This is a genomic window from Brevibacterium sp. FME17, from assembly GCF_014897515.1.
In the GTDB taxonomy this organism is placed as follows: Bacteria; Actinomycetota; Actinomycetes; order Actinomycetales; family Brevibacteriaceae; genus Brevibacterium.
The window spans coordinates 25,643-48,249 of sequence record NZ_JABUYD010000004.1; the positions used below are offsets into that span (position 1 = coordinate 25,643).

Annotated in this window: 31 protein-coding genes; 4 read left to right on the plus strand and 27 right to left on the minus strand. The window is 60.6% G+C overall.

The genetic code is table 11. The features are described from left to right. Nucleotides 1-13: 13 nt before the first annotated feature. The 27 genes from map to rpsL all read right to left on the minus strand — a co-directional run bounded on the left by map (nucleotide 14) and on the right by rpsL (nucleotide 17,396). Complete coding sequence (gene map, locus INT40_RS05300; protein ID WP_193095705.1) at nucleotides 14-850, minus strand: type I methionyl aminopeptidase; 837 nt, start codon at nucleotides 848-850, stop codon at nucleotides 14-16. Continuing rightward, a complete protein-coding gene (locus INT40_RS05305; protein ID WP_101574509.1) occupies nucleotides 847-1,413 on the minus strand; it encodes an adenylate kinase in 567 nt (188 codons plus the stop codon). Before INT40_RS05305 ends, map begins: the two co-directional genes overlap by 4 nt. Nucleotides 1,414-1,453: 40 nt before the next feature. After that, entirely contained in the window at nucleotides 1,454-2,755 is a 1,302-nt protein-coding gene (gene secY, locus INT40_RS05310) for a preprotein translocase subunit SecY (RefSeq protein ID WP_193095706.1), read from the minus strand. A gap of 308 nt (nucleotides 2,756-3,063) precedes the next feature. Continuing rightward, nucleotides 3,064-3,516 carry a 50S ribosomal protein L15 gene (gene rplO, locus INT40_RS05315; RefSeq protein WP_101574507.1) on the minus strand — a complete coding sequence of 151 codons (453 nt, stop codon included), beginning with the start codon at nucleotides 3,514-3,516 and terminating at the stop codon, nucleotides 3,064-3,066. 1 nt (nucleotide 3,517) lies between these two features. Further along, the gene (gene rpmD, locus INT40_RS05320; protein WP_101574506.1) at nucleotides 3,518-3,700 is read right to left on the minus strand and encodes a 50S ribosomal protein L30; all 183 of its coding nucleotides are present in this window, start codon (nucleotides 3,698-3,700) and stop codon (nucleotides 3,518-3,520) included. After that, entirely contained in the window at nucleotides 3,700-4,377 is a 678-nt protein-coding gene (gene rpsE, locus INT40_RS05325) for a 30S ribosomal protein S5 (RefSeq protein ID WP_101574505.1), read from the minus strand. Before rpsE ends, rpmD begins: the two co-directional genes overlap by 1 nt. Then, nucleotides 4,374-4,754: a 50S ribosomal protein L18 gene (gene rplR, locus INT40_RS05330; RefSeq protein WP_101574504.1), complete on the minus strand. Its 381-nt coding sequence runs from the start codon at nucleotides 4,752-4,754 to the stop codon at nucleotides 4,374-4,376. The genes rpsE and rplR overlap by 4 nt, the downstream gene beginning before the upstream one ends. Nucleotides 4,755-4,756: 2 nt before the next feature. Next, entirely contained in the window at nucleotides 4,757-5,293 is a 537-nt protein-coding gene (gene rplF / locus INT40_RS05335) for a 50S ribosomal protein L6 (RefSeq protein ID WP_101574503.1), read from the minus strand. Nucleotides 5,294-5,309: 16 nt separating this feature from the next. Then, nucleotides 5,310-5,708: a 30S ribosomal protein S8 gene (gene rpsH / locus INT40_RS05340; protein ID WP_009883556.1), complete on the minus strand. Its 399-nt coding sequence runs from the start codon at nucleotides 5,706-5,708 to the stop codon at nucleotides 5,310-5,312. Nucleotides 5,709-5,777: 69 nt separating this feature from the next. Then, nucleotides 5,778-6,347, minus strand: a complete 570-nt coding sequence (rplE, locus tag INT40_RS05345) for a 50S ribosomal protein L5 (RefSeq protein WP_096161012.1) — start codon at nucleotides 6,345-6,347, stop codon at nucleotides 5,778-5,780. Further along, nucleotides 6,347-6,715, minus strand: coding sequence for a 50S ribosomal protein L24 (rplX, locus tag INT40_RS05350; RefSeq protein WP_009883558.1), 369 nt, complete (start codon nucleotides 6,713-6,715; stop codon nucleotides 6,347-6,349). The genes rplE and rplX overlap by 1 nt, the downstream gene beginning before the upstream one ends. 2 nt (nucleotides 6,716-6,717) lie before the next feature. Further along, entirely contained in the window at nucleotides 6,718-7,086 is a 369-nt protein-coding gene (rplN, locus tag INT40_RS05355) for a 50S ribosomal protein L14 (RefSeq protein ID WP_193095707.1), read from the minus strand. 144 nt (nucleotides 7,087-7,230) lie between these two features. Further along, nucleotides 7,231-7,518, minus strand: coding sequence for a 30S ribosomal protein S17 (gene rpsQ / locus INT40_RS05360; RefSeq protein WP_101574502.1), 288 nt, complete (start codon nucleotides 7,516-7,518; stop codon nucleotides 7,231-7,233). Then, on the minus strand, nucleotides 7,518-7,769 hold the full coding sequence (gene rpmC, locus INT40_RS05365) for a 50S ribosomal protein L29 (RefSeq protein ID WP_319021947.1): 252 nt from the start codon (nucleotides 7,767-7,769) through the stop codon (nucleotides 7,518-7,520). The genes rpsQ and rpmC overlap by 1 nt, the downstream gene beginning before the upstream one ends. 2 nt (nucleotides 7,770-7,771) lie before the next feature. After that, nucleotides 7,772-8,188, minus strand: coding sequence for a 50S ribosomal protein L16 (gene rplP / locus INT40_RS05370; protein ID WP_009883562.1), 417 nt, complete (start codon nucleotides 8,186-8,188; stop codon nucleotides 7,772-7,774). 3 nt (nucleotides 8,189-8,191) lie between these two features. Further along, nucleotides 8,192-9,013 carry a 30S ribosomal protein S3 gene (rpsC, locus tag INT40_RS05375; RefSeq protein WP_101574500.1) on the minus strand — a complete coding sequence of 274 codons (822 nt, stop codon included), beginning with the start codon at nucleotides 9,011-9,013 and terminating at the stop codon, nucleotides 8,192-8,194. After that, nucleotides 9,013-9,399 carry a 50S ribosomal protein L22 gene (gene rplV, locus INT40_RS05380; protein ID WP_009883564.1) on the minus strand — a complete coding sequence of 129 codons (387 nt, stop codon included), beginning with the start codon at nucleotides 9,397-9,399 and terminating at the stop codon, nucleotides 9,013-9,015. Before rplV ends, rpsC begins: the two co-directional genes overlap by 1 nt. 43 nt (nucleotides 9,400-9,442) lie before the next feature. Continuing rightward, nucleotides 9,443-9,724 carry a 30S ribosomal protein S19 gene (gene rpsS / locus INT40_RS05385; protein ID WP_009883565.1) on the minus strand — a complete coding sequence of 94 codons (282 nt, stop codon included), beginning with the start codon at nucleotides 9,722-9,724 and terminating at the stop codon, nucleotides 9,443-9,445. 15 nt (nucleotides 9,725-9,739) lie between these two features. Further along, nucleotides 9,740-10,576 carry a 50S ribosomal protein L2 gene (gene rplB, locus INT40_RS05390; RefSeq protein WP_101574499.1) on the minus strand — a complete coding sequence of 279 codons (837 nt, stop codon included), beginning with the start codon at nucleotides 10,574-10,576 and terminating at the stop codon, nucleotides 9,740-9,742. Between the two features lie 30 nt (nucleotides 10,577-10,606). Further along, on the minus strand, nucleotides 10,607-10,906 hold the full coding sequence (rplW, locus tag INT40_RS05395) for a 50S ribosomal protein L23 (RefSeq protein WP_009883567.1): 300 nt from the start codon (nucleotides 10,904-10,906) through the stop codon (nucleotides 10,607-10,609). Beyond that, nucleotides 10,903-11,556, minus strand: coding sequence for a 50S ribosomal protein L4 (rplD, locus tag INT40_RS05400; RefSeq protein WP_101574498.1), 654 nt, complete (start codon nucleotides 11,554-11,556; stop codon nucleotides 10,903-10,905). Before rplD ends, rplW begins: the two co-directional genes overlap by 4 nt. A gap of 5 nt (nucleotides 11,557-11,561) precedes the next feature. Then, nucleotides 11,562-12,236 carry a 50S ribosomal protein L3 gene (gene rplC / locus INT40_RS05405; protein WP_096161008.1) on the minus strand — a complete coding sequence of 225 codons (675 nt, stop codon included), beginning with the start codon at nucleotides 12,234-12,236 and terminating at the stop codon, nucleotides 11,562-11,564. A gap of 11 nt (nucleotides 12,237-12,247) precedes the next feature. After that, nucleotides 12,248-12,556: a 30S ribosomal protein S10 gene (rpsJ, locus tag INT40_RS05410; RefSeq protein WP_009379191.1), complete on the minus strand. Its 309-nt coding sequence runs from the start codon at nucleotides 12,554-12,556 to the stop codon at nucleotides 12,248-12,250. Nucleotides 12,557-13,038: 482 nt separating this feature from the next. After that, nucleotides 13,039-14,232 (minus strand): elongation factor Tu, encoded by a 1,194-nt coding sequence (gene tuf / locus INT40_RS05415; protein ID WP_101574497.1) that lies wholly within the window; start codon nucleotides 14,230-14,232, stop codon nucleotides 13,039-13,041. A gap of 115 nt (nucleotides 14,233-14,347) precedes the next feature. Further along, the gene (gene fusA, locus INT40_RS05420) at nucleotides 14,348-16,453 is read right to left on the minus strand and encodes an elongation factor G (protein WP_101574496.1); all 2,106 of its coding nucleotides are present in this window, start codon (nucleotides 16,451-16,453) and stop codon (nucleotides 14,348-14,350) included. Nucleotides 16,454-16,551: 98 nt separating this feature from the next. Then, a complete protein-coding gene (gene rpsG / locus INT40_RS05425; protein ID WP_009883572.1) occupies nucleotides 16,552-17,022 on the minus strand; it encodes a 30S ribosomal protein S7 in 471 nt (156 codons plus the stop codon). Then, nucleotides 17,022-17,396 carry a 30S ribosomal protein S12 gene (gene rpsL, locus INT40_RS05430; protein WP_101574495.1) on the minus strand — a complete coding sequence of 125 codons (375 nt, stop codon included), beginning with the start codon at nucleotides 17,394-17,396 and terminating at the stop codon, nucleotides 17,022-17,024. The genes rpsG and rpsL overlap by 1 nt, the downstream gene beginning before the upstream one ends. A gap of 476 nt (nucleotides 17,397-17,872) precedes the next feature. Here rpsL and INT40_RS05435 point away from each other — a divergent pair, with 476 nt between their 5' ends. The 4 genes from INT40_RS05435 (at nucleotide 17,873) to INT40_RS05450 (ending at nucleotide 22,452) form a co-directional block, all read left to right on the plus strand. Next, a complete protein-coding gene (locus tag INT40_RS05435) occupies nucleotides 17,873-18,349 on the plus strand; it encodes a Fur family transcriptional regulator (RefSeq protein WP_101574536.1) in 477 nt (158 codons plus the stop codon). A gap of 77 nt (nucleotides 18,350-18,426) precedes the next feature. Then, nucleotides 18,427-20,637 carry a catalase/peroxidase HPI gene (katG, locus tag INT40_RS05440; RefSeq protein ID WP_101574494.1) on the plus strand — a complete coding sequence of 737 codons (2,211 nt, stop codon included), beginning with the start codon at nucleotides 18,427-18,429 and terminating at the stop codon, nucleotides 20,635-20,637. 109 nt (nucleotides 20,638-20,746) lie between these two features. After that, nucleotides 20,747-21,430 (plus strand): DUF1707 domain-containing protein, encoded by a 684-nt coding sequence (locus INT40_RS05445; protein WP_193095708.1) that lies wholly within the window; start codon nucleotides 20,747-20,749, stop codon nucleotides 21,428-21,430. Further along, nucleotides 21,427-22,452, plus strand: coding sequence for a 6-phosphofructokinase (locus INT40_RS05450; protein WP_101574492.1), 1,026 nt, complete (start codon nucleotides 21,427-21,429; stop codon nucleotides 22,450-22,452). Before INT40_RS05445 ends, INT40_RS05450 begins: the two co-directional genes overlap by 4 nt. Nucleotides 22,453-22,607 lie beyond the last annotated feature (155 nt).

The following is a 22,607-nucleotide window of genomic DNA, read 5'->3' on the forward strand; positions in this document are numbered from 1 at the left end:
TGACTGAGTCGGCTCAGGCACCTGCAGGAGGCACCGGTGTGATTCCGAAGGGTGCCAGTCCGGCCACTCCCCCATCTTCAGCAGTGAGTACCCAGACTCCCCCATCATGCTTGGCGACGCTGTGCTCCCAATGGCTCGCACGCGAGCCATCATCAGTCACGACAGTCCAGTCGTCGTCCAAGGTGATGGTCTCGCTGCTGCCCGCGGTGAGCATAGGTTCGATCGCGAGGCACATTCCCGACTTGATCTTCGGCCCCTTCGACCGGGCTCGATAGTTCAGCACCTCGGGCGGCATATGCATGGCAGTGCCGATGCCATGACCGGTGAATTCCTCCACGAGTCCCAGTTCCGCGGCTTCTCGGGAGACATGATCGTCGATCGCGTCACCGATGTCGCTGACCTTGTTTCCGGCGGCGAAGGCCGCGATGCCGACCCACATGGCCTTCTCTGTCGCTTGAGACAGCGCGATGTCTGCCTCTGAGCCGGCGGCGTCACCGCCGACGATCATGGTGAACGCCGAATCACCGTGGAAGCCATCGACAATTGCGCCGCCGTCAATCGACACGAGATCCCCGGATTCAAGGACTCTCTCACCGGGTATCCCGTGCACGATCTCTTCGTTCACCGAGATGCACACGACAGCGGGGAATCCCTGGTAGCCCTTGAAGTTGGACAGAGCCCCCGCCTCGGTGATGACGGACTCGGCCGCAGCATTCACATCGGCGGTGGTGGCACCCGGGACGGCTGCTTCACGGGCCGCCTGCAAGACTGCGCTCGTGAGCAGTCCTGCGCGACACATCGTCACCAGCTGTTCGGGAGACTTAAGCTCGATCCGGGGACCAAAGATCATCGAATGGAGTCGAGGATTCGGTCAGTGATATCCGAGACTTCGCCGAGTCCGTCGACCTGGCGCAGCAGGCCGCGTTCGCGGTAGATGTCTGTCAGAGGCTGGGTCTGCTCTGCATAGACGTCGAGGCGATGACGGATGACATCTTCACTGTCATCGCTGCGGCCTTCGGTCTGTGCACGTGCCAGGAGGCGGGCGACGACCTCGTCGATGTCAGCGGTGAGCTCGACGACCTGTTCGATCTCGTGGCCCTCGACCGCGAGGATCCTGTCAAGCTCGTCCACCTGTGCGCTGGTGCGCGGGTAGCCATCGAGGAGGAAGCCCTTGGCGGCGTCGTCCTGGGCCAGACGATCTGCGACCATCGAGTTCGTCACTTCGTCGGGGACGTATTCGCCGGCGTCCATGTAGCGCTTTGCGAGTTTGCCGAGTTCGGTCTCGCCCTTCACGTTCGCACGGAAGATGTCACCGGTCGATATCGCCGGAATGTTCAGCGCCTCTGACAGTCGAGCGGCTTGAGTGCCTTTGCCGGCACCGGGTGGGCCGATCAGGATGATACGTGAACTCATAAGGTGTGTCCTTCCAATGGATGTCCGCGGTCGGGGTCGGTCAGCGCAGCAGACCTTCGTAATGGCGCTGCTGCATCTGTGCGTCGATCTGCTTGACGGTTTCGAGACCGACTCCCACCACGATCAGCAGCGAGGTGCCGCCGAACGGGAAGTTCTGGTTCGCGTTGATGAGGACCAGTGCAATCAGCGGAATCAGTGCGATGAAAGCCAGGTAGAGCGAGCCCGGGAAGTTGATGCGGCTGAGCACGAAGCTCAGGTAATCGGCGGTAGGGCGTCCGGCACGGATGCCGGGGACGAAGCCACCATACTTCTTCATGTTGTCAGCGACTTCCTCCGGGTTGAAGGTGATCGCGACGTAGAAGTATGCGAAGAAGATCGTCAGCATTGCATAGGTGGCGATGTAGATCGGGTGGTCACCACGTGTGAAGTAGGTGTTGATCCATTCCACCCACTTGCTCTCTGGGGCGAAGAACTGCGAGATCAGGCTGGGCAGGTAGAGAACCGATGATGCGAAGATCACGGGGATCACACCAGCCATGTTGACCTTGATCGGAATGTAGGTCGAGGTGCCGCCGAACATCCGTCGACCAACCATGCGCTTGGCGTACTGCACCGGAATACGTCGCTGTGACTGCTCGACGAAGACGACGAGCGCCACGAGCACCAGACCGACGGCGATGACGATGAGGAAGATGTCGACGCCCTGTTCGCGCAGGATTGCACCCAGCGATGATGGGAAAGCCGAGGCCACCGAGGTGAAGATGAGCAGCGACATACCGTTGCCGACTCCGTGTTCGGTGATCTGCTCGCCCAGCCACATGATGAGGCCGGTGCCTGCTACCAGAGTGATGACAAGGACGGTGATGCCCCACCAGGTGTCATTGGTGATGAGGTTGTCGCAGCCTTCGATGCCCCCGAAGAGAGCGCCCGTACGCACAGTGGCCACGAGGGTCGTTGCGTTGAGCACGGCCAGCCCGATGGTCAGGTAGCGCGTGTACTGAGTCAGTTTCGCCTGGCCCGAGGCTCCCTCTTTGTGGAGTGACTCGAAGCGCGGAATGACCACGCGCAGAAGCTGAACGATGATGCTGGCGGTGATGTAGGGCATGATGCCCAGAGCGAAGATCGACAGCTGCAGCAGTGCGCCACCGCTGAACAGGTTGATCATTGCGAACCCGCCCTCGTTCAGCTGGGGGGACGCCACGCACTCCTGAACCTGGGTGTAGTCGATTCCGGGCGAGGGAATGAATGAGCCAAGCCGGAAGATGACAAGAATGCCCAGGGTGAAGAGGAGTTTGTTCCTCAGGTCGGGCGTTCTGAAGGCCCTCCGTATTGCGCCGATCAAGCGTCCTCCTCATTGGGGGATGAAAAAGTCAGGGTCGCAGATACGACCTCGCGAATGAGACAAATACCTGCAAAAGACTACCAGGGTATGACCGTCAGGCTGAAACCGAGAGGCCACGTGGACGCCGGACACTGCCGATTGTCGTTGGGACTGTCTCGAAACCGACGCAGCGGTGTCTGACCGGGCAACCGAGGTGTCTCGACCCAGGCAACTCGGCCGAGGATTCGGGCACGACGAAGGGGCGGTCACTTGCGTGACCGCCCCTTCGAGTGACGCCTCAGATATCAGCCCCGCTGTGCGGGAGCTGCTCAGGCTTCGTTGACGCTGCCGCCTGCTGCCATGATCTTCTCGAGTGCTGAACCCGAGACCTTGTCAGCAGTGATGTTCAGAGCAACGGTGATCTCACCGGTGCCCAGAACCTTCACGGGCTGCTTAGGACGCACAGCACCCTTGGCCACCAGATCGGCGACAGTGACATCGCCGCCTTCTGGGAACAAGGACGACAGCTTGTCAAGATTGACAACCTGGAACGTCACCTTTGCGGGGTTCTTGAACCCGCGCAGCTTAGGCAGACGCATGTGCATCGGAGTCTGTCCACCCTCGAAGCCGTGAGGAACCTGGTAGCGGGCGTGTGTGCCCTTGGTTCCGCGTCCGGCTGTCTTGCCCTTCGAAGCTTCACCACGACCGACACGGGTCTTGGCAGTCTTTGCTCCTGGGGCAGGACGGAGATCGTGGACCTTGAGTGAGTCATCGTTCGACATATCAATCCACCTCTTCCACAGTCACGAGGTGACGCACGACGTTGATCATTCCCCGGAGTTCCGGACGATCTTCGCACACCACCACATCGTCGATCCGCTTCAGTCCAAGCGAACGCAGCGTTGCACGCTGGTTCGGCTTGCCACCGATGTCGGACTTGCGCTGGGTAACTTTGAGCTTAGCCATCAGGACTTCGCCCCGCTTTCGGCAGCCGCCCGCAGCAATGCGTGAGGAGCGACCTCGTCCACAGGCAGACCACGGCGTGCCGCGACCTGCTCGGGGCGTTCGAGGCCCTGGAGAGCCTTGATCGCCGCGCGAACGATGTTGATTGCGTTAGCTGAACCCAGCGACTTGGACAGGATGTCCTGAACGCCGGCAGCATCGAGGACCGCACGCACCGGGCCACCGGCGATAACACCAGTACCAGGAGCAGCCGGGCGCAGCATGACTACACCGGCGGCGGTTTCACCCTGGATCGGGTGCGGAATGGTCTTCTGGATGCGTGGGACGCGGAAGAAGTTCTTCTTCGCCTCCTCGACACCCTTGGCAATGGCTGCGGGAACTTCCTTAGCCTTGCCGTAGCCCATGCCGACCATGCCGTCTCCGTCACCGACGACGACGAGGGCGGTGAAGGAGAACCGACGTCCACCCTTGACGACCTTCGACACGCGGTTGATCGTGACGACGTGCTCGATGAACTGGCTCTTCTCTTCAGCACGACCACCGCGCCCACGGCCTTCGCCGCGTCCACGATTCTGGCCGCCCTGACCACCCTGACCGCGACCACGTGAGGAGCGATCACTGTTGCTATCGGTACGGGTTTCAGCAGCTGGCTGCTGTTCCTTGTTCTCTTCAGTGCTCATAGGGCCAATCCTCCTTCACGTGCACCTTCGGCGATTGCCTGCACACGGCCGTGGTAGGCGTTGCCGCCACGGTCGAATACGACGGCTTCGATACCGGCTTCCTTAGCGCGCTGGGCTACCAGCTCGCCGACCTTGTGGGCCTTGCCGGTCTTGTCACCCTCGTGTGTACGCAGGTCGGCTTCCATGGTGGAGGCCGATGCCAAGGTCTTGCCGACGGTGTCGTCGATGACCTGGACAAAGACGTGGCGCGTGGAGCGAGTCACTGACAGGCGAGGACGTTCCGGCGTACCGCTGACATGCTTGCGCAGACGAGCGTGACGACGTTTGCGGGCCGCAGCCCTGCCCTTGCCGTAGTTTTCCTTTTTGCCAAAGGCCATCTCTACTTACCAGCCTTTCCGACCTTGCGACGGACATTTTCTCCGACATAGCGAACGCCCTTGCCCTTGTAAGGTTCAGGCTTACGCAGCTTCCGGATGTTGGCAGCGGTCTCTCCGACCAGCTGCTTGTCGATGCCGTGAACGGCCAGCTTGGTCTGTCCGTCAACCGTGAAGGAGATTCCCTCGGGTGGTTCGACGGTGATCGAGTGGCTGTAGCCCAGAGCGAACTCGAGGTTCGATCCCTTGGCCTGCACGCGGTAACCGGTGCCGACGATTTCGAGAGCCTTGGAGTAGCCCTCGGTCACACCGACGATCATGTTGTTGATCATCGTGCGGGACAGTCCGTGGAGCGAACGCGATTCGCGCTCCTCGTCCGGACGGGTCACCGTCACAACGCCTTCGTCGAGCGATGCGGTGATCGGCTCTGCGATAGCGACGGACAGATCGCCCTTGGGTCCCTTGACGGCGACAACCTGGCCATCGATTTTGACCTCTACGCCATTCGGGACGGAGATCGGGTTCTTGCCAATACGTGACATATTCTTCTCTCCTTCCTTACCAGACGTAGGCGAGGACTTCCCCACCCACACCCTTCTTGGCGGCCTGACGATCGGTCAGGAGGCCTGACGAGGTCGACAGGATGGCGATACCGAGTCCACCGAGGACCTTAGGCAAGTTGGTCGACTTCGCGTAAACGCGCAGTCCGGGCTTCGACACACGGCGCAGGCCGGCGATCGAACGCTCACGGTTAGGACCGAACTTGAGGTCCATGAGCAGGGTCTTACCGACCTGAGCGTCTTCGACGCTCCAACCGGTGATGTAGCCCTCGCTCTTGAGAATCTCAGCGATGTTGGATTTCAGCTTCGAGAACGGCATGCTGACGTCCTCGTGATAAGCCGAGTTGGCGTTCCGCAGACGTGTCAACATGTCTGCGACTGGATCAGTCATTGTCATTTGGGCTCTAGCCCTTCCTCGTTACGGTTTCCGCCCGCGCAGTGCGCGCTTGGACCTGCAACGTAGCGATTATTTGGTCTTGAACGGGAACCCGAGGTGGCGCAGAAGTGCACGTCCCTCGTCGTCGGTGTTCGCTGTAGTCACAACTGTGATATCCATACCTCGGACGCGGTCGATCCGGTCCTGATCGATCTCGTGGAACATTGACTGCTCCGTGAGACCGAAGGTGTAGTTACCGTTCCCGTCGAACTGACGATCCGAGAGGCCGCGGAAGTCGCGGATACGCGGAAGAGCCAGTGAGATGACACGGTCGACGAATTCCCACATACGGGCGCCACGCATGGTGACGTGGGCTCCAATGGGCTGACCCTCGCGCAACTTGAACTGGGCGATGGACTTCCGCGCCCGAGTCACGATCGGCTTCTGACCGGTGATCAGAGTCAAATCGTTGATTGCGCCTTCGATCAGCTTCGAATCGCGTGCTGCGTCACCCACACCCATGTTCACGACGACCTTGGTCAGACCGGGAACCTGCATGGGGTTTGCGTAGTTGAACTCGTCCTGCAGCTTGGCCACGATGTCATCGCGGTAAACCTGCTTGAGGCGTGGCGCTGGACGGCTCGTTGTTGTTTCCGTCATCAGATCTCCTCCCCGGTGCGACGCGAGACGCGGACACGAACGGTCTTGTTGCGACCATCGCGTTCCACAGTTTCCTCGCGGTATCCGACGCGGGTGGGCTTGTTGTCCTTAGGATCAACGAGCGCCACGTTGGACACGTGGATTGGGGCTTCGTGAGTCTCGCGGCCGCCGGCGGTGCCACCGGCCTGAGTCTGCGTTGCCTTCTTATGCTTGATCACGCGGTTGATGCCCTCAACGAGGACGCGGTTGCGTTCCGGGTACACGGCAAGAACCTTGCCCTGCTTCCCACGATCGCCACCCCGTGACTGACGGGCGCCTGCAATCACCTGGACGAGGTCGCCCTTCTTGATCTTGAGCTTGTTCGCCATGCTCACAACACCTCCGGTGCCAGGGAGACGATCTTCATGAACTTCTTATCACGCAATTCGCGTCCCACGGGTCCGAAGATACGGGTTCCGCGTGGTTCGCCATCAGTCTTGAGAATGACTGCTGCATTCTCGTCGAACTTGATGTACGAACCATCGGGACGACGGCGTTCCTTGGAGGTCCGAACGATGACAGCCTTGACGACGTCACCCTTCTTCACGTTGCCACCAGGAATTGCGTCTTTGACGGTTGCCACGATGGTGTCACCGATCGAGGCATAACGCCGACCGGAACCACCCAGAATCCTGATTGCCAGGATCTGCTTGGCACCAGTGTTGTCGGCGACCTTGAGTCGCGACTCTTGCTGAATCACTATTTTCTCCTGTCGTCGCGCCGGTTCTCACACGATTGGATGAGCCTTGCGGAACGGATTAATGACATTTCACCCCGTTCCCGGTAGCCGCCCACGATCTGCTGGAGACCGTGGGCGGGACCGGGTGGGAGGGGTGGCGTCAGCTTACTTGGCGCGTTCGATGATTTCGACGAGCCGCCAACGCTTCGCGGACGAAACCGGCCGCGTTTCGGACACGAGGACGAGGTCGCCGACACCAGCAGCGTTCTCCTCATCGTGAACCTTGTACTTCACCGACTGGCGAAGAACCTTGCCGTACAGGCGGTGCGTCTTGCGCTCCTCCACCTCAACGACGATGGTCTTCTCCATCTTGTCGGAAACAACGTAACCACGCGCGGTCTTGCGGGAGTTACGGTCCGCAGGCGTTGCCTCGGGCTTGGTGGTCTCCGCCATCACTTGTCCTCTTCCTTAGCAGCAGCGGGGTTCGAACGAATGTCCAATTCCCGCTCGTTGAGCACGGTGTAGATACGAGCGATGTCGCGACGCACGGCCTTGAGCCGACCGTGGCTCTCCAGCTGGCCGGTGGCCGACTGGAAGCGCAGGTTGAACAGCTCGGCCTTAGCCTTCTTGAGCTCCTCGAGCAGACGCTCGTTGTCATAACCGTCAAGTGCGTCCATGGAAAGGTTCTTGGAACCGATTGCCATACTCACTCACCACCTTCGCGGGCCACGATACGGGCCTTCAGCGGAAGCTTGTGGATCGCGAGGCGCAGCGCCTCACGTGCAACTTCCTCGGACACACCGGCGAGTTCAAACATGACCCGACCCGGCTTGACATTGGCGACCCACCACTCCGGCGAACCCTTACCGGAACCCATGCGGGTCTCGGCAGGCTTCTTCGTCAGTGGTCGATCTGGGTAGATGTTGATCCACACCTTGCCACCACGCTTGATGTAGCGCGTCATGGCAATACGTGCGGCCTCGATCTGCCGGTTGGTGATGTAGGCAGGCTCTGTGGCCTGGATGCCGTAGTCACCGAACGACACCTTGGTGCCGCCCTTAGCTGCGCCGCCCCGCTTGGGGTGGTGCTGCTTGCGGTATTTAACCCGACGAGGGATCAGCATGTGTCAGCCCTCCGATCCGGCCTCAGCCGCGGGGGCCTCGGCATTGTTCTCGGTCTTCGGCGCTGCGTCGTTACGACGCGGTGCTGCTGCACCTTCCTGACCGCGGCCACGGCCTCCACGACCACGCCCACGGCCACGAGGGCCACGAGCAGCTGGAGCCTTCGCCTGCTCGGCAGCAAGCTCCTTGTCGGTCATGTCGCCCTTGTAGATCCACACCTTGACGCCGATGCGACCAAAGGTGGTGTGTGCTTCGTGGAAACCGTAATCGATGTTCGCACGCAGGGTGTGCAGAGGCACACGACCTTCGCGGTAGAACTCGGAACGGCTCATTTCGGCACCGCCGAGGCGGCCGGAGCACTGCACGCGGATGCCCTTGGCACCTGCACGCTGAGCGCTCTGGATCGACTTGCGCATCGCGCGGCGGAAGGCCACGCGGCTTGCGAGCTGCTCGGCAACTCCCTGAGCAACGAGCTGCGCGTCGATCTCAGCGTTCTTCACCTCAAGGATGTTGAGCTGAATCTGCTTGCCGGTGAGCTTTTCAAGCTGACCGCGAATGCGATCGGCTTCGGCTCCACGACGTCCAATGACAATGCCCGGACGGGCAGTGTGGATGTCGACTCGGACACGGTCACGTGTGCGTTCGATGTTCACCTTGGAGATGCCAGCGCGCTCAAGGCCCTTGGTCATCATCTGTCGGATCTTCACATCTTCGAGCACGTAGTCGCTGTAGCGCTGTCCCGGTTTAGTCGAGTCAGCAAACCACTTTGACTTGTGATCCGTGGTGATTCCGAGTCGGAATCCGTTCGGATTGATTTTCTGGCCCATTAACGGTTCCCCTTCCGGCTCTTGCGCTGAGGCAGGTCGTCACCGCTGGCCAGGACCACTGAAACGTGGCTTGTGCGCTTCTCGATGCGAAAAGCGCGACCCTGTGCTCGCGGGCGGAACCGCTTCATGGTTGGTCCCTCGTCCACAAATGCTTCAGAGATGACCAGTTCGTTCTCGTCGAACGCAATGCCCTCCTCGTCAGCCCGGGTACGCGCATTGGCGATACCTGAGGCAACGAGCTTGTAAATCGGATCTGATGCCGACTGTTCTGCAAACTTCAACACTGCAAGTGCTTCGGTCGCCTGCTGACCACGAATGAGGTCGATGACGCGCCGAGCCTTGCGAGGCGTGACGCGCAGGTAACGCGCCTTAGCCTTGGCTTCCATCGCTTCCTTCTCTCTTGTCTAGGATCGTAAGAGTGCCCCCGCGTCAGCGGCGGCGACCCTTGCGATCGTCCTTTTCGTGGCCACGGAACGTCCGTGTCTGTGCGAACTCGCCAAGCTTATGTCCGACCATGGCTTCAGTGATGAAGACTGGAACATGCTTGCGACCGTCATGTACTGCGATGGTGTGTCCCAGAAAGTCCGGGATGATCATCGAGCGACGAGACCATGTCTTGATTACGTTTTTAGAGTTCTTCTCGTTCTGACGAGCCACCTTCTGGTACAGGTGTTCATCGACGAAAGGACCCTTTTTGAGGCTACGAGGCATAAGTCAGTACTCCAATCAGCGCTTCTTGCCGGTCCGGCGACGGCGCACGATGTACTTGTCGCTCTCTTTGTTCGGCCGGCGTGTGCGGCCTTCTAGCTGACCCCACGGGCTGACTGGGTGACGTCCACCCGAAGTCTTGCCCTCGCCACCACCGTGTGGGTGGTCGACCGGGTTCATGACGACACCACGGACGGATGGGCGCTTGCCCTTCCAACGCATGCGGCCTGCCTTGCCCCAGCTGATGTTCGACTGCTCGGCATTGCCGACCTCGCCGATCGTCGCACGGCAGCGCGCATCAACATTGCGGATTTCGCCAGAAGGCATCCGCAGCTGAGCGAACCGCCCGTACTTCGCTACGAGCTGCACGGACGAACCGGCAGAGCGAGCGATCTTGGCACCGCCGCCTGGACGCATTTCAACTGCGTGCAGAACGGTGCCGACTGGGACGTTGCGCAGGGCAAGGTTGTTGCCCGGCTTGATGTCTGCGCCCAGACCAGCTTCAACCTGTGTGCCCTGCTTGAGGTTCTGCGGGGCGAGGATGTAGCGCTTCTCGCCATCTGCATAATGCAGAAGAGCGATCCGCGCAGTGCGGTTCGGGTCATATTCGATGTGTGCGACCTTCGCGGGTACGCCATCTTTGTCATGGCGGCGGAAGTCGATGACACGGTACTGACGCTTGTGGCCGCCGCCCTGATGGCGAGTGGTCACGCGTCCCTGGCTGTTACGGCCACCGCGCTTAGGCAGCGGGCGCAGAAGTGACTTCTCCGGTGTAGACCGGGTCACTTCGACGAAGTCGGCGACCGATGAGCCACGACGGCCCGGGGTCGTCGGCTTGTGCTTACGGATTCCCATGAGTCTTGTCCTTCTTCTACGAAGAATCGCTTAGAGCGATCCACCGAAGATGTCGATCGAACCGTCCTTGAGGGCGACAATGGCACGCTTGGTGTCCTTGCGCTTCCCCCAACCGGTACGAGTGCGGCGGCGCTTACCCTGGCGATTCAGGGTGTTGACCTTGGCAACCTGCACATTGAAGATCGATTCAATGGCATTCTTGATCTCAGTCTTGTTCGACCCCTGATCGACGATGAAGGTGTACTTTCCTTCGTCCATCAGGCTGTAGGTCTTTTCCGAGACGACCGGAGCGACGATGATGTCGCGTGGGTCCTTGAAGTTCAGACTCATGATGCGTCCTCCGATTTGCGGTATCCGCCCAGGAAGGTCTCCAGCGCTGACTCGGTGAACACGATGTCATCTGCGATCAGCACATCGTATGTGTTGAGCTGATCGGAGGTGAGCACGTGAACGTGAGGCAGGTTGCGAACGCTGCGCTCGGTGAGCTCATCGTCACGGTTGAGCACCACGAGGGTGTTCTTGCGATCGGAGAGGCCTGCGAGAGCGAGCTTCGCCTGCTTGGTCGACGGTGCTTCGCCGGTGATCAGGTTCTTCACAACGAAGACCTGATCGAGACGTGCACGATCAGAGAGGGCGCCGCGCAGTGCAGCAGCCTTCATCTTCTTGGGGGTCCGCTGCGAGTAATCGCGAGGAACCGGCCCGTGCACGACTCCACCACCGTTGTACTGAGGAGCACGGATCGAGCCCTGACGAGCGTTACCGGTACCCTTCTGGCGGTAGGGCTTGCGACCGCCACCGCGTACTTCGGAGCGGGTCTTTGTCTTGTGTGTACCCTGACGGGCTGCTGCCAGCTGTGCGACAACAACCTGGTGGATCAACGGCACATTGGTCTGCACGCCGAAGATCTCGGCAGGCAGCTCAACGGATCCGGTCTTCGCACCAGCGGCATCGACAACGTCAACTGTCTTGACATCAGTCATAACGTTCAGCCCTCCTTAGCGGCCGAGCGAACGAGAACGACTGCACCCTTGGGACCAGGTACGGCCCCCTTGATAAGCAGGAAGTTGTTCTCGGTGTCCACGGCGTGGATCGTGAGGTTCTGGGTGGTGTGCTTGACTGCACCCATACGGCCAGCCATGCGCATACCCTTGAACACGCGACCGGGAGTCGCGGCTCCGCCGATTGAACCCGGCTTACGGTGGTTGCGGTGCTGTCCGTGGGAGGCACCGACGCCAGCGAAGCCATGACGCTTCATGACACCGGCGGTTCCCTTACCCTTGGTCTTTGCGGTCACGTCGACCTTGATCCCGGCGTCGAACGTGTCGACTCCGAGCTCCTGACCCAGTGCGTAGTCAGCAGCATCTGCGGTGCGCAGCTCGACAAGGTGACGGCGTGGTGTCACGCCGGCCTTCTCGAAGTGGCCTGCAGTGGGCTTGTTGACCTTGCGAGGATCGATCTCGCCGAACGCGATCTGCAGTGCGGGGTAACCGTCGGTTTCCTCATTGCGGATCTGCGTCACGACGTTGCTGCCGGCGGCCACTACGGTCACCGGTACGAGATTGTTCTGCTCATCCCAAACCTGGGTCATGCCCAGCTTGGTTCCCAGAAGGCCCTTGACCTTGCGGGTGGTAGGGAGAGCTGATGAACGATTGTTCGCCATGTTTGCCTCCCTTAGAGCTTGATCTCGATGTTGACGTCGTCAGCGAGGTCGAGACGCATCAGCGAGTCGACTGCCTTCGGCGTCGGATCGACGATGTCGATCAGACGCTTGTGCGTGCGCATTTCGAAATGCTCACGGCTGTCCTTGTACTTGTGTGGCGAACGGATGACGCAGTACACGTTCTTCTCCGTTGGCAACGGCACGGGGCCCACAACAGTCGCACCTGCGCGAGTGACGGTGTCCACGATCTTTCGTGCAGCACTGTCAATCACAGCATGGTCGTACGACTTGAGCCGAATGCGGATTTTCTGTCCCGCCATGGCGTCGTCTCTTTCTTTAGTTACTTCCGGCCATCAACCAGCAGTCGATCAAAATCGTCTGTGGTCTGTGCCGGCTGACCATGACCGACCCCCGAGGTCGGGCGTGTCGGCTAATCCTGTCGGAGAATTTTCCAATTCTCCTGAAGGGCCGACGGCGCTTTTACTCATTGGCTGCTCGGTCCGAACCCGCTTTCACGCAGATTCATCGATCCGATAGTGTTCCGGACTGTTCGCGGTATTGCTACCGCAGTGCAGGGGTCAACGTCCAAAACGCAACTTCACTATCTTGTCATATAGCGCTTCATCGGCGCAATTCCAGGGAAGGCCCTTGTGAGGCATTTCATGTCCAGCCGTTGTGGGCGCCTGAGCAGTTCCCGGCGGTGAATACACAGAACCCCGGCCCTTGCGGACCGGGGTTCTGCGCCAATCACTCGAGGCCGAAGCTCCGATATCGAGGCCGAAGCCTCAGCGATCGAGATGTATCAGGCGGTGATCTTGGTGACTCGACCAGCGCCGACGGTACGTCCACCTTCGCGGATAGCGAAGCGGAGGCCCTCTTCCATAGCGATCGGCTGGATCAGCTCGACCGTCATGTCGGTGTTGTCACCAGGCATGACCATCTCGGTGCCCTCAGGCAGCGTGATGACACCGGTGACGTCCGTGGTGCGGAAGTAGAACTGAGGACGGTAGTTCGAGTAGAACGGGTTGTGACGTCCACCCTCGTCCTTGCTCAGAATGTAGACCTGGCCTTCAAAGTTGGTGTGAGGCGTGATCGAACCAGGCTTCACAATAACCTGTCCGCGCTCAACATCTTCGCGCTTCGTTCCGCGCAGGAGCAGTCCGACGTTCTCACCTGCACGTGCGTCAGGCAGAGTCTTGCGGAACATCTCGATTGCGGTGACGGTCGTCTTGGACGACTTCTCCTTGATGCCGACGATTTCGATGTCATCGTTAGGCAGCAGGACGCCGCGCTCCACACGACCGGTGACGACGGTTCCACGACCGGTGATCGTGAAGACGTCCTCGACGGGCATGAGGAATGGCTTGTCGATGTCGCGCTCTGGCTCAGGAACGTTGTCATCAACGGCTTCCATGAGGGTCTCGACACTCTTGACCCACTTCTCGTCGCCTTCCAGCGCCTTGAGAGCGGAAACAGGAATGACGGGAGCGTTGTCGCCGTCGAAGTCCTGGCTCGAGAGCAGATCGCGGACCTCGAAGTCGACGAGCTCAATGAGCTCCTCGTCATCAACCATGTCGGACTTGTTCAGTGCGACAACGATGTAAGGCACGCCAACCTGACGGGCGAGCAGAACGTGCTCGCGAGTCTGCGGCATCGGACCGTCGGTAGCGGCAACCACGAGGATTGCGCCGTCCATCTGAGCAGCACCGGTAATCATGTTCTTGATGTAGTCGGCGTGACCAGGGGCATCGACGTGAGCGTAGTGACGCTTCTCGGTCTGGTATTCAACGTGCGAGACGTTGATCGTGATGCCGCGCTCCTTCTCCTCAGGTGCGTTATCCACCTGGTCGAAGGCGCGAGCCTCATTGAGATCTGGGTACTTGTCCGCCAACACCTTGGTGATTGCGGCGGTCAAGGTGGTCTTTCCGTGGTCAACGTGGCCGATGGTGCCAATGTTGACGTGCGGCTTAGTCCTATCGAAACTAGCCTTTGCCACTGGGTTCCTCCTCGTGGTTGGCAAAAGATATGCGGTTCATATCTTAGACCTTTGTTGGTTATCTTTCATTTCGGTGAGCATGTTCTTGCTCACCGTGGCGACCGGGGACCGGAGATTACTCTCCGCCACGCATCTTCTGGACGATCTCCTCAGCAACTGCCTTGGGGACCTCCGCATAGCTGGAGAAAGTCATCGAGTACACCGCACGGCCCTGGGTCTTCGACCGCAGATCACCGATGTAACCGAACATCTCCGACAACGGGACCACAGCCTTGACGACCTTCACACCGGAAGCATCGTCCATCGACTGGATCTGGCCACGTCGGGAATTGAGGTCGCCGATGACGTCACCCATGTATTCCTCTGGGGTACGCACCTCGACGTCCATGACCGGTTCCAGCAGAACCGGCTTCGCCTTCTGAACGGCCTCCTTGAAGACCATCGAGCCGGCGATCTTGAATGCCATCTCCGAAGAGTCGACATCGTGGAAGGCGCCGTCGATGAGTGTGGCTTTGACGCCCACCATCGGATAACCGGCGAGGACACCAAGCTGCATGGCGTCCTGGATACCGGCGTCGACGCTCGGAATGTACTCGCGCGGAATACGACCGCCCGTGACAGCATTCTCGAATTCGTAAATCGTATCGCCTTCGACCTCGAGGGGTTCGAAGGTGACCTGGACCTTCGCGAACTGTCCCGATCCACCCGTCTGCTTCTTGTGGGTGTAATCGTACTTCTCGACAGTGCGACGAATGGTTTCACGGTAGGCGACCTGCGGCTTGCCGACGTTCGCCTCGACCTTGAACTCGCGGCGCATACGGTCAACGAGGATGTCGAGGTGAAGCTCGCCCATTCCGCGGATGACAGTCTGACCTGTCTCCACGTCCAGTTCAACCCGGTATGTCGGGTCTTCCCTGACGAACTTCTGGATGGCTGCTGACAGCTTCTCCTGGTCGCTCTTGGTCTTGGGCTCAATCGCCACAGAGATAACCGGCTCAGGGAATGTCATCGATTCGAGAGCGATCGGGTGACTGGAGTCACAGAGCGTGTCACCGGTGGTTGTCTCCTTGAGACCGATGAACGCATAGATGTGACCGGCAATGGCCTCTTCGACAGGGTTCTCCTTGTTGGAGTGCATCTGGAAGAGCTTGCCCACGCGCTCCTTCTTACCACTCGTGGAGTTGAGAACCTGCTCACCCGACTTGACCTGGCCCGAATACACGCGAACGTACGTCAGCGTGCCGAAGAACGGGTGGGTAGCCACCTTGAACGCCAGAGCCGAGAAAGGCTCGTCGACGGAAGGCTTGCGAGTAAGCTTCTCGTCTTCATCACGAGGGTTCTCTCCGACCATGGGAGGAACTTCGAGAGGCGAAGGGAGGTAGTCGATGACGGCATTGAGCATGGGCTGGACGCCCTTGTTCTTGTAAGCCGAACCACACATGACAGGGAAAGCTGTCGAGTTGACGACGAGCGAACGGATGCCGTCCTTGATCTCAGAGATCGAAATCTCTTCGCCCTCAAGGTACTTCTCCATGAGTTCGTCGGTTGCTTCAGCAACATCCTCGACGAGCTTGGCGCGGTATTCCACGGCCTTGTCCTTGAGATCCTCTGGGATTTCGATCTCGGTCATGTCCTGACCCTTCTTGGACTCATCAGGCCAGATGTAGGCCTTCATCTCAAGAAGGTCGACGACTCCGGCGAAGTCCGACTCGGAACCGATCGGCAGCTGAATGACCAGCGGCTTGGCTCCGAGACGTTCCCGGATGGTGTCGATGGTGAAGTAGAAGTCAGCACCGAGCTTGTCCATCTTGTTGACGAAGCACACGCGAGGCACGTCGTACTTGTCAGCCTGACGCCACACGGTCTCGGACTGCGGCTCAACGCCTTCCTTGCCATCGAAGACGGCGACGGCGCCATCGAGGACGCGCAGTGAGCGCTCAACCTCGACGGTGAAGTCGACGTGGCCCGGGGTGTCGATGATGTTGATCTGGTTGTCGTGCCAGTAGCAGGTGGTGGCAGCCGACGTGATCGTGATGCCGCGTTCCTGCTCCTGATCCATCCAGTCCATCGTCGAGGCACCGTCGTGGGTCTCGCCGATCTTGTAGTTCACACCGGTGTAGTAAAGGATGCGTTCGGTTGTGGTGGTCTTGCCGGCATCGATGTGGGCCATGATGCCGATGTTGCGGACCTTGTTCAGGTCGGTGAGCACGTCAAGTGCCACGGTGTCTCTCTCTCACTCGATGATGTGATCGACTCCCCCGCTGCCTGGCCGGCAGGCGCCGCATGACGCCTGCCAGCCAAGTGTCCGGGGAGGAACGATTACCAGCGGTAGTGGGCGAAGGCCTTGTTGGACTCGGCCATCTTGTGGGTGTCTTCGCGACGCTTCACAGCAGCGCCGAGGCCGTTGCTCGCATCGAGAATCTCATTCATGAGGCGTTCGGTCATCGTCTTCTCACGACGCTGGCGGGAATAAGCTACGAGCCAGCGCAGTGCCAAAGTCGTCGAACGAACCGGACGAACATCGACCGGAACCTGGTAGGTTGCGCCGCCGACACGGCGAGAGCGAACCTCGAGGGATGGGCGAATGTTGTCGAGAGCCTTCTTCAGGTTGACAACTGGGTCATTGCCGTTCTTCTCACGGGTACCTTCAAGTGCACCGTAGACGATGCGCTCAGCGGTCGAACGCTTTCCATCGAGCAGGATCTTGTTGATCAACTGCGTGACGATCGGCGAACTGAAGACCGGGTCAATGACGATCGGTCGCTTGGGTGCAGGACCTTTACGTGGCATTACTTCTTCTCCCTCTTCGCACCGTACTTGCTGCGTGCCTGCTGGCGGCCCTTGACACCCTGGGTGTCAAGCGAACCGCGAACGATTCGGTAGCGCACACCTGGCAGGTCCTTGACACGACCACCGCGCACGAGCACGATCGAGTGCTCCTGCAGGTTGTGTCCTTCGCCTGGGATGTAGGCAGTCACTTCGATCTGGCTCGAAAGCTTGACACGAGCGACCTTGCGAAGAGCCGAGTTCGGCTTCTTAGGTGTAGTGGTGTACACACGGGTGCACACTCCACGACGCTGCGGGCTGCTCTTCAGAGCAGGAGCGTCGGATCCTGCTGAATTGACATGTCGTCCCTTGCGGACGAGCTGCTGGATTGTCGGCACTAAGCGTTCTCCATTTGCTTCTCGATAAACCTAATTCCCACACTGGCCATGGCATCAGCCATATTTGTGAACCGTGGGACATATCCGACTGAACACCGGGTGAAGCTTCACGCCCGATGCCAGTATTCGCGCGACGCAGTGAACCCTGCACTCGGGTGTGTCGCAATGACACACAACCTATGCAGAATGACACGTCGGCGGCCTGCTTCTGACGAATTCACACAGCGGTCCGGATCTCACAAAACATCCGGCATGATCATTCGCGAACGCAGGAAACACAATCAGTCGCATCCTAGAATATCGTGGTCGCGGGCATCTGGTCAAAACCAGCGCCTGTGCGCTTCACGACACAACCGCCACTCCTCCGGCTCGGGCATCTTCACGGACCGAAATACGAGGCCGCTGACCGGCGATCACGGCGTCCGATGGACTGTCGCTTCCTTGACTCATTCAAGAAAAGGCGGCAAGCTGTTGCTGTGGCTGAGAACAAGGATAGGCACGAATGGGAACCGACCGCTGCACTGCGGGAGAGTTCCCTTCGCGTGACGAAACAGAGAGTCGCGGTTCTCGCGGCTGTGTGCGACCACCAGCATGCAGACACCGAGACCGTCATCCGCGCCGTCCGGGAGAACCTCCCCGAGGTATCGCATCAGGCAGTGTACGACTCGCTGCACACACTCACCGAAGTCGGACTCGTGCGGTGCATTCAGCCGTCCGGGTCCGTGGCCCGTTACGAGAGACGCATCGGGGACAATCATCACCACCTCGTGTGCCGCTCGTGCAACCTCATCGTCGACGTCGACTGTGCGGTCGGGCAGGCCCCCTGCTTGACCCCTTCACTCGACGCTGGATTCGTCGTCGAACAGGCCGAAGTCACGTTCTGGGGTCTTTGTCCTGACTGCGCTGTGTCTGCAGCGCCTTCGGGCAGCACCGAACCCGCCTCGGCGGTCTGAGCCGATCCACCCAATGACAAAGCCACACCTTTGTCTTCAACCGGGTCCTGACGGGACTCGAAAGTGAAAGGAATATTATGACCGATACTTCCACCGCCGGCGGCTGTCCAGTCGCCCACACCACCTCGGCAGCGGCGACGACGCCCGATGCCGACTCGCTGGTCGATCCCAGCCAGGGCGATGCCAATTCGCATTGGTGGCCGAATCGCCTCAACCTCAAGATCTTGGCCAAGAACCAGCCTGCCCGCGACCCGATGGACGAAGGCTTCGACTACGACGCCGAGTTCGCCAGCCTCGACTACTACGCGCTCAAGGCCGATATCGAAGAGCTGCAGAAGACGAACGCCGACTGGTGGTCAGCCGATTTCGGTCACTACGGCCCGTTCATGATCCGCATGGCCTGGCACTCCGCCGGCACCTACCGAGTCCAGGACGGACGCGGCGGCGGCGGCGAAGGGCAGCAGCGTTTTGCACCTCTGAATTCCTGGCCCGACAACGTGGGTCTCGACAAGGCACGTCGTCTGCTCTGGCCGGTCAAGAAGAAGTACGGCAAGAAGATCTCCTGGGCTGATCTATTCATTCTCGCCGGAAACGTAGGTCTCGAGTCCATGGGCTTCAAGACTTTCGGCTACGCCGGTGGCCGCAAGGACGTGTGGGAACCCGACAATGACGTCTACTGGGGCTCCGAGACCGAATGGCTGGGCACTGACAAGCGCTATGTGGGCAACCGCGAACTGCAGAAGCCGCTGGCGGCAACGACCATGGGCCTCATCTACGTCAACCCTGAGGGCCCAGAGGGCAAGCCGGATCCGCTGGCCGCAGCCATCGACATCCGCGAGACCTTCGGTCGCATGGCCATGAACGACGAGGAGACAGTCGCTCTCATCGCAGGTGGACACACCTTCGGCAAGACCCACGGCGCAGCACCCGAGTCGCACAAGGGCGGAGATCCGGAAGCCGCACCGATCGAGGAGCAGGGCCTGGGCTGGAAGTCCGATTTCGGCACCGGCCAGGGCAATGACACCGTCGGCAGCGGCATCGAGGTCACGTGGACCTACCACCCCACCCGGTGGGACAACGAGTTCTTCCACATCCTCTTCGCCTACGAATGGGAGGTCTTCGAGAACGAAGGCGGACATCTGCAGTGGCGCCCAGTCGACGGCGGCGGCGATGACATGGTTCCGATGGCTCAGGGCGACGGACGCCGTGAGCCCCGCATGCTCACAACCGACCTTTCGTTGCGTTTCGATCCCATCTATGGTGAGATCTCGCGCCGCTTCAAGGACGACCAGAAGGCCTTCGAGGATGCCTTCGCCCGCGCCTGGTTCAAGCTCACTCACCGTGACATGGGCCCCTCCACTCGCTATCTCGGACCCGAGGTCCCCAGCGAAGAGCTCATCTGGCAGGACCCGGTCCCGGCCGGCACACCGCTCGATGCGAGCCAGCTCGAGGCCGTCAAGGCTGCAGTGCGCGAATCCGGACTGAGCGTCTCCCAGCTCGTCTCAACCACCTGGGCCGCAGCATCATCCCACCGTGTCTCCGACTTCCGCGGCGGAGTCAACGGCGGACGCCTGCGCCTCGAACCGCAGAAGAGCTGGGAAGTCAACGAGCCCGCGAAGCTGGCCGAGGTCATCACAGTCCTCGAACGCATCGCAGCGGACACCGGAGCAACGTTCGCCGATGTCCTGGCGATCGCTGGCGGCGTCGGCATCGAAACCGCGGCGAAGGCCGCAGGCCATGATGTCAGCGTTCCGGTCACGACCGGCCGCGGTGACGCGACCCAGGAGCAGACCGATGTCGATTCGTTCTCGTACCTGGAGCCGACACACGACGGATTCCGTAACTATCTGACAGAGGATCTGCCCCTGTCGGCCGAGTTCCTCCTTCTGGACAGGGCCAGCCTGCTCGGTCTGACTCCCTCGGAGATGACCGTGCTCATCGGTGGGCTGCGCGTCCTCGGCGCGAACTACCAGGATTCCGAACTCGGTGTCTTCACCGACCGTCCGGGCGAGCTGACGAACGACTTCTTCGTCAACCTGCTCGAGCTGGGCAACGTCTGGAAACCGGTCGGGCCGTCCGAGTCCGCCAACGTCTACGAGTGCTTCTCCCCCGCAGGAGAGAAGCTGTGGACCGGCAGCCGGATCGATCTGCTCTTCGGTGCCAATTCCGAACTGCGCGCCATCGCCGAGGTGTACGCCTCCGATGATGCCCAGGAGAAGTTCGTCAACGACTTCGTCAAGGCCTGGAGCAAGCTCGTCGAAGCAGACCGCTTCGACCTGCACCGCTGACGGAGACCTCCTCCGCCGAGTGTTCTGAGCGCTCATGACTGTGCCCCTGCCAATGCGGCGGGGGCACAGTCGTGTCTCGCGATATGCGTCCCCCGCTACACTGGTCACCATGGTCACAGACGATTCCCCGCACTCGCCAGCGCCCCGCATCCGAGCCTCTGACAAGGACCGCGACGCCGTTCTCGGAGTCATCACCGACGCGGTCAGCAACGGTCGGCTCGACCCGGACGAGACCGCCGAACGCCAGGATGAGGCGATTTCGGCGAAGTACCTCGACGAACTGATGCCGCTCATCCACGATCTCCCCGAAGGTCATGACCTCTACCGGTCCCTGCAGCGGCAGACCGGCGGAACGACCGCGGGGACATCACTCGCCCGCAGCGACGGGCCCACCTCGCTGGCTCCGATGGCGGAACCGGGCACAGCGGAGCCGATGAACTCGGTGGCGATCATGTCCGGGCGCGAACTCGATGTGCCAGCAGGCACGGCCGAGGTGACGACCTACTCACTCATGGGCGGCGACAACATCGACCTGTGCGACGTCATGGGACCGGGAGTCGCCGTGTCGCTGACGTCGTATTCTATGATGGCAGGCCACGACATCTACGTGCCGCCAGGTGTGCGCATCCGCGACGATACGATCAACATCATGGCCGGAAATGAGATCCGCGGCTCCGCCAAAGGCGACGGATCCAACGGGACGCTCATTCTCAAAGGAGTCTCCTTCATGGCCGGCCATGACGTGCATTTGGCCAAAGGCTACCGAGCAAAGGATCAGGGGCAACTCGAATGAAGATAGGTGTACTCACCTCCGGCGGCGACTGCCCCGGACTCAACGCGGTCATCCGCGGAATCGTCCGCAAGGGCATCCGCTCCCACGAGGATACGTTTGTCGGAATCCGCGATGGTTGGCGCGGCCTGCTCGAAGACGACATGTTCGACATGACGATGCTCGACGTCCGTGGACTCTCAGGACGAGGCGGCACCATCCTCGGCACCTCCCGCACCCACCCGTACGAGGGCGGCGGACCGAATCGGATGCGCGAGGTCATGGCCTCCCACGACATTGACGCCATCATTGCGATCGGCGGCGAAGGCACACTGGCAGGCGCCTCTCGACTCGTGACCGAGGAGGGACTCAACATCATCGGAGTCCCTAAGACCATCGACAACGATCTCAGCGGCACCGACTACACCTTCGGCTTCGACTCCGCCCAGGCCATCGCGACCGAGTCCATCGATCGGCTCCGCACAACGGCGGAGTCCCATCATCGATGCATGGTCATCGAGGTCATGGGCCGCAACGTCGGATGGATCGCACTGCATGCGGGAATGGCCGGTGGCGCTCACGCTATCCTCATGCCGGAGTTTCCCGTCTCCTTCGACCAGATCGAGGAATGGGTGACATCGGCCAGGGACCGCGGCCGTGCCCCGATCGTCGTCGTGGCCGAGGGCTTCATTCCCGAGGGGCTCGACGAGCAGGTGTCCGATCGCGGTGTCGACAACAAAGGACGGACCCGCCTCGGCGGGATTGCGGATTTCCTGGCTCCGAAGATCGAAGAGATCACGGGAATCGAATCGCGTGCCACCATCCTCGGTCATCTGCAGCGAGGGGGCTCCCCCACCGCCTATGACCGGGTCCTGTCGACCCGGCTGGGGATGGCCGCGGCGGACCTTGCTCAGAGCGGCGACTGGGGCAAGATGGCGAGCCTCAGGGGCACGGAGATCCACTCGGTCGATATGGCATCGGCCGTCGACCGTCTCAAGTCGGTCCCGCTTCAGCGCTGGGAAGAGGCTCAGGTCCTCTTCGGCTGAAGACCCGTCCTGCACGGACGCCTTCATGCACGCCTTCACGGACGGTTCGCCTCGAATCAGCAACGGTTGGTAAGTCTGTCGCGAATCGAAGACGATTTTCGAAGCAGACCTACCAACCGTTGGCACGAACCGCCGTTCCGGAGGCGACCACGCCG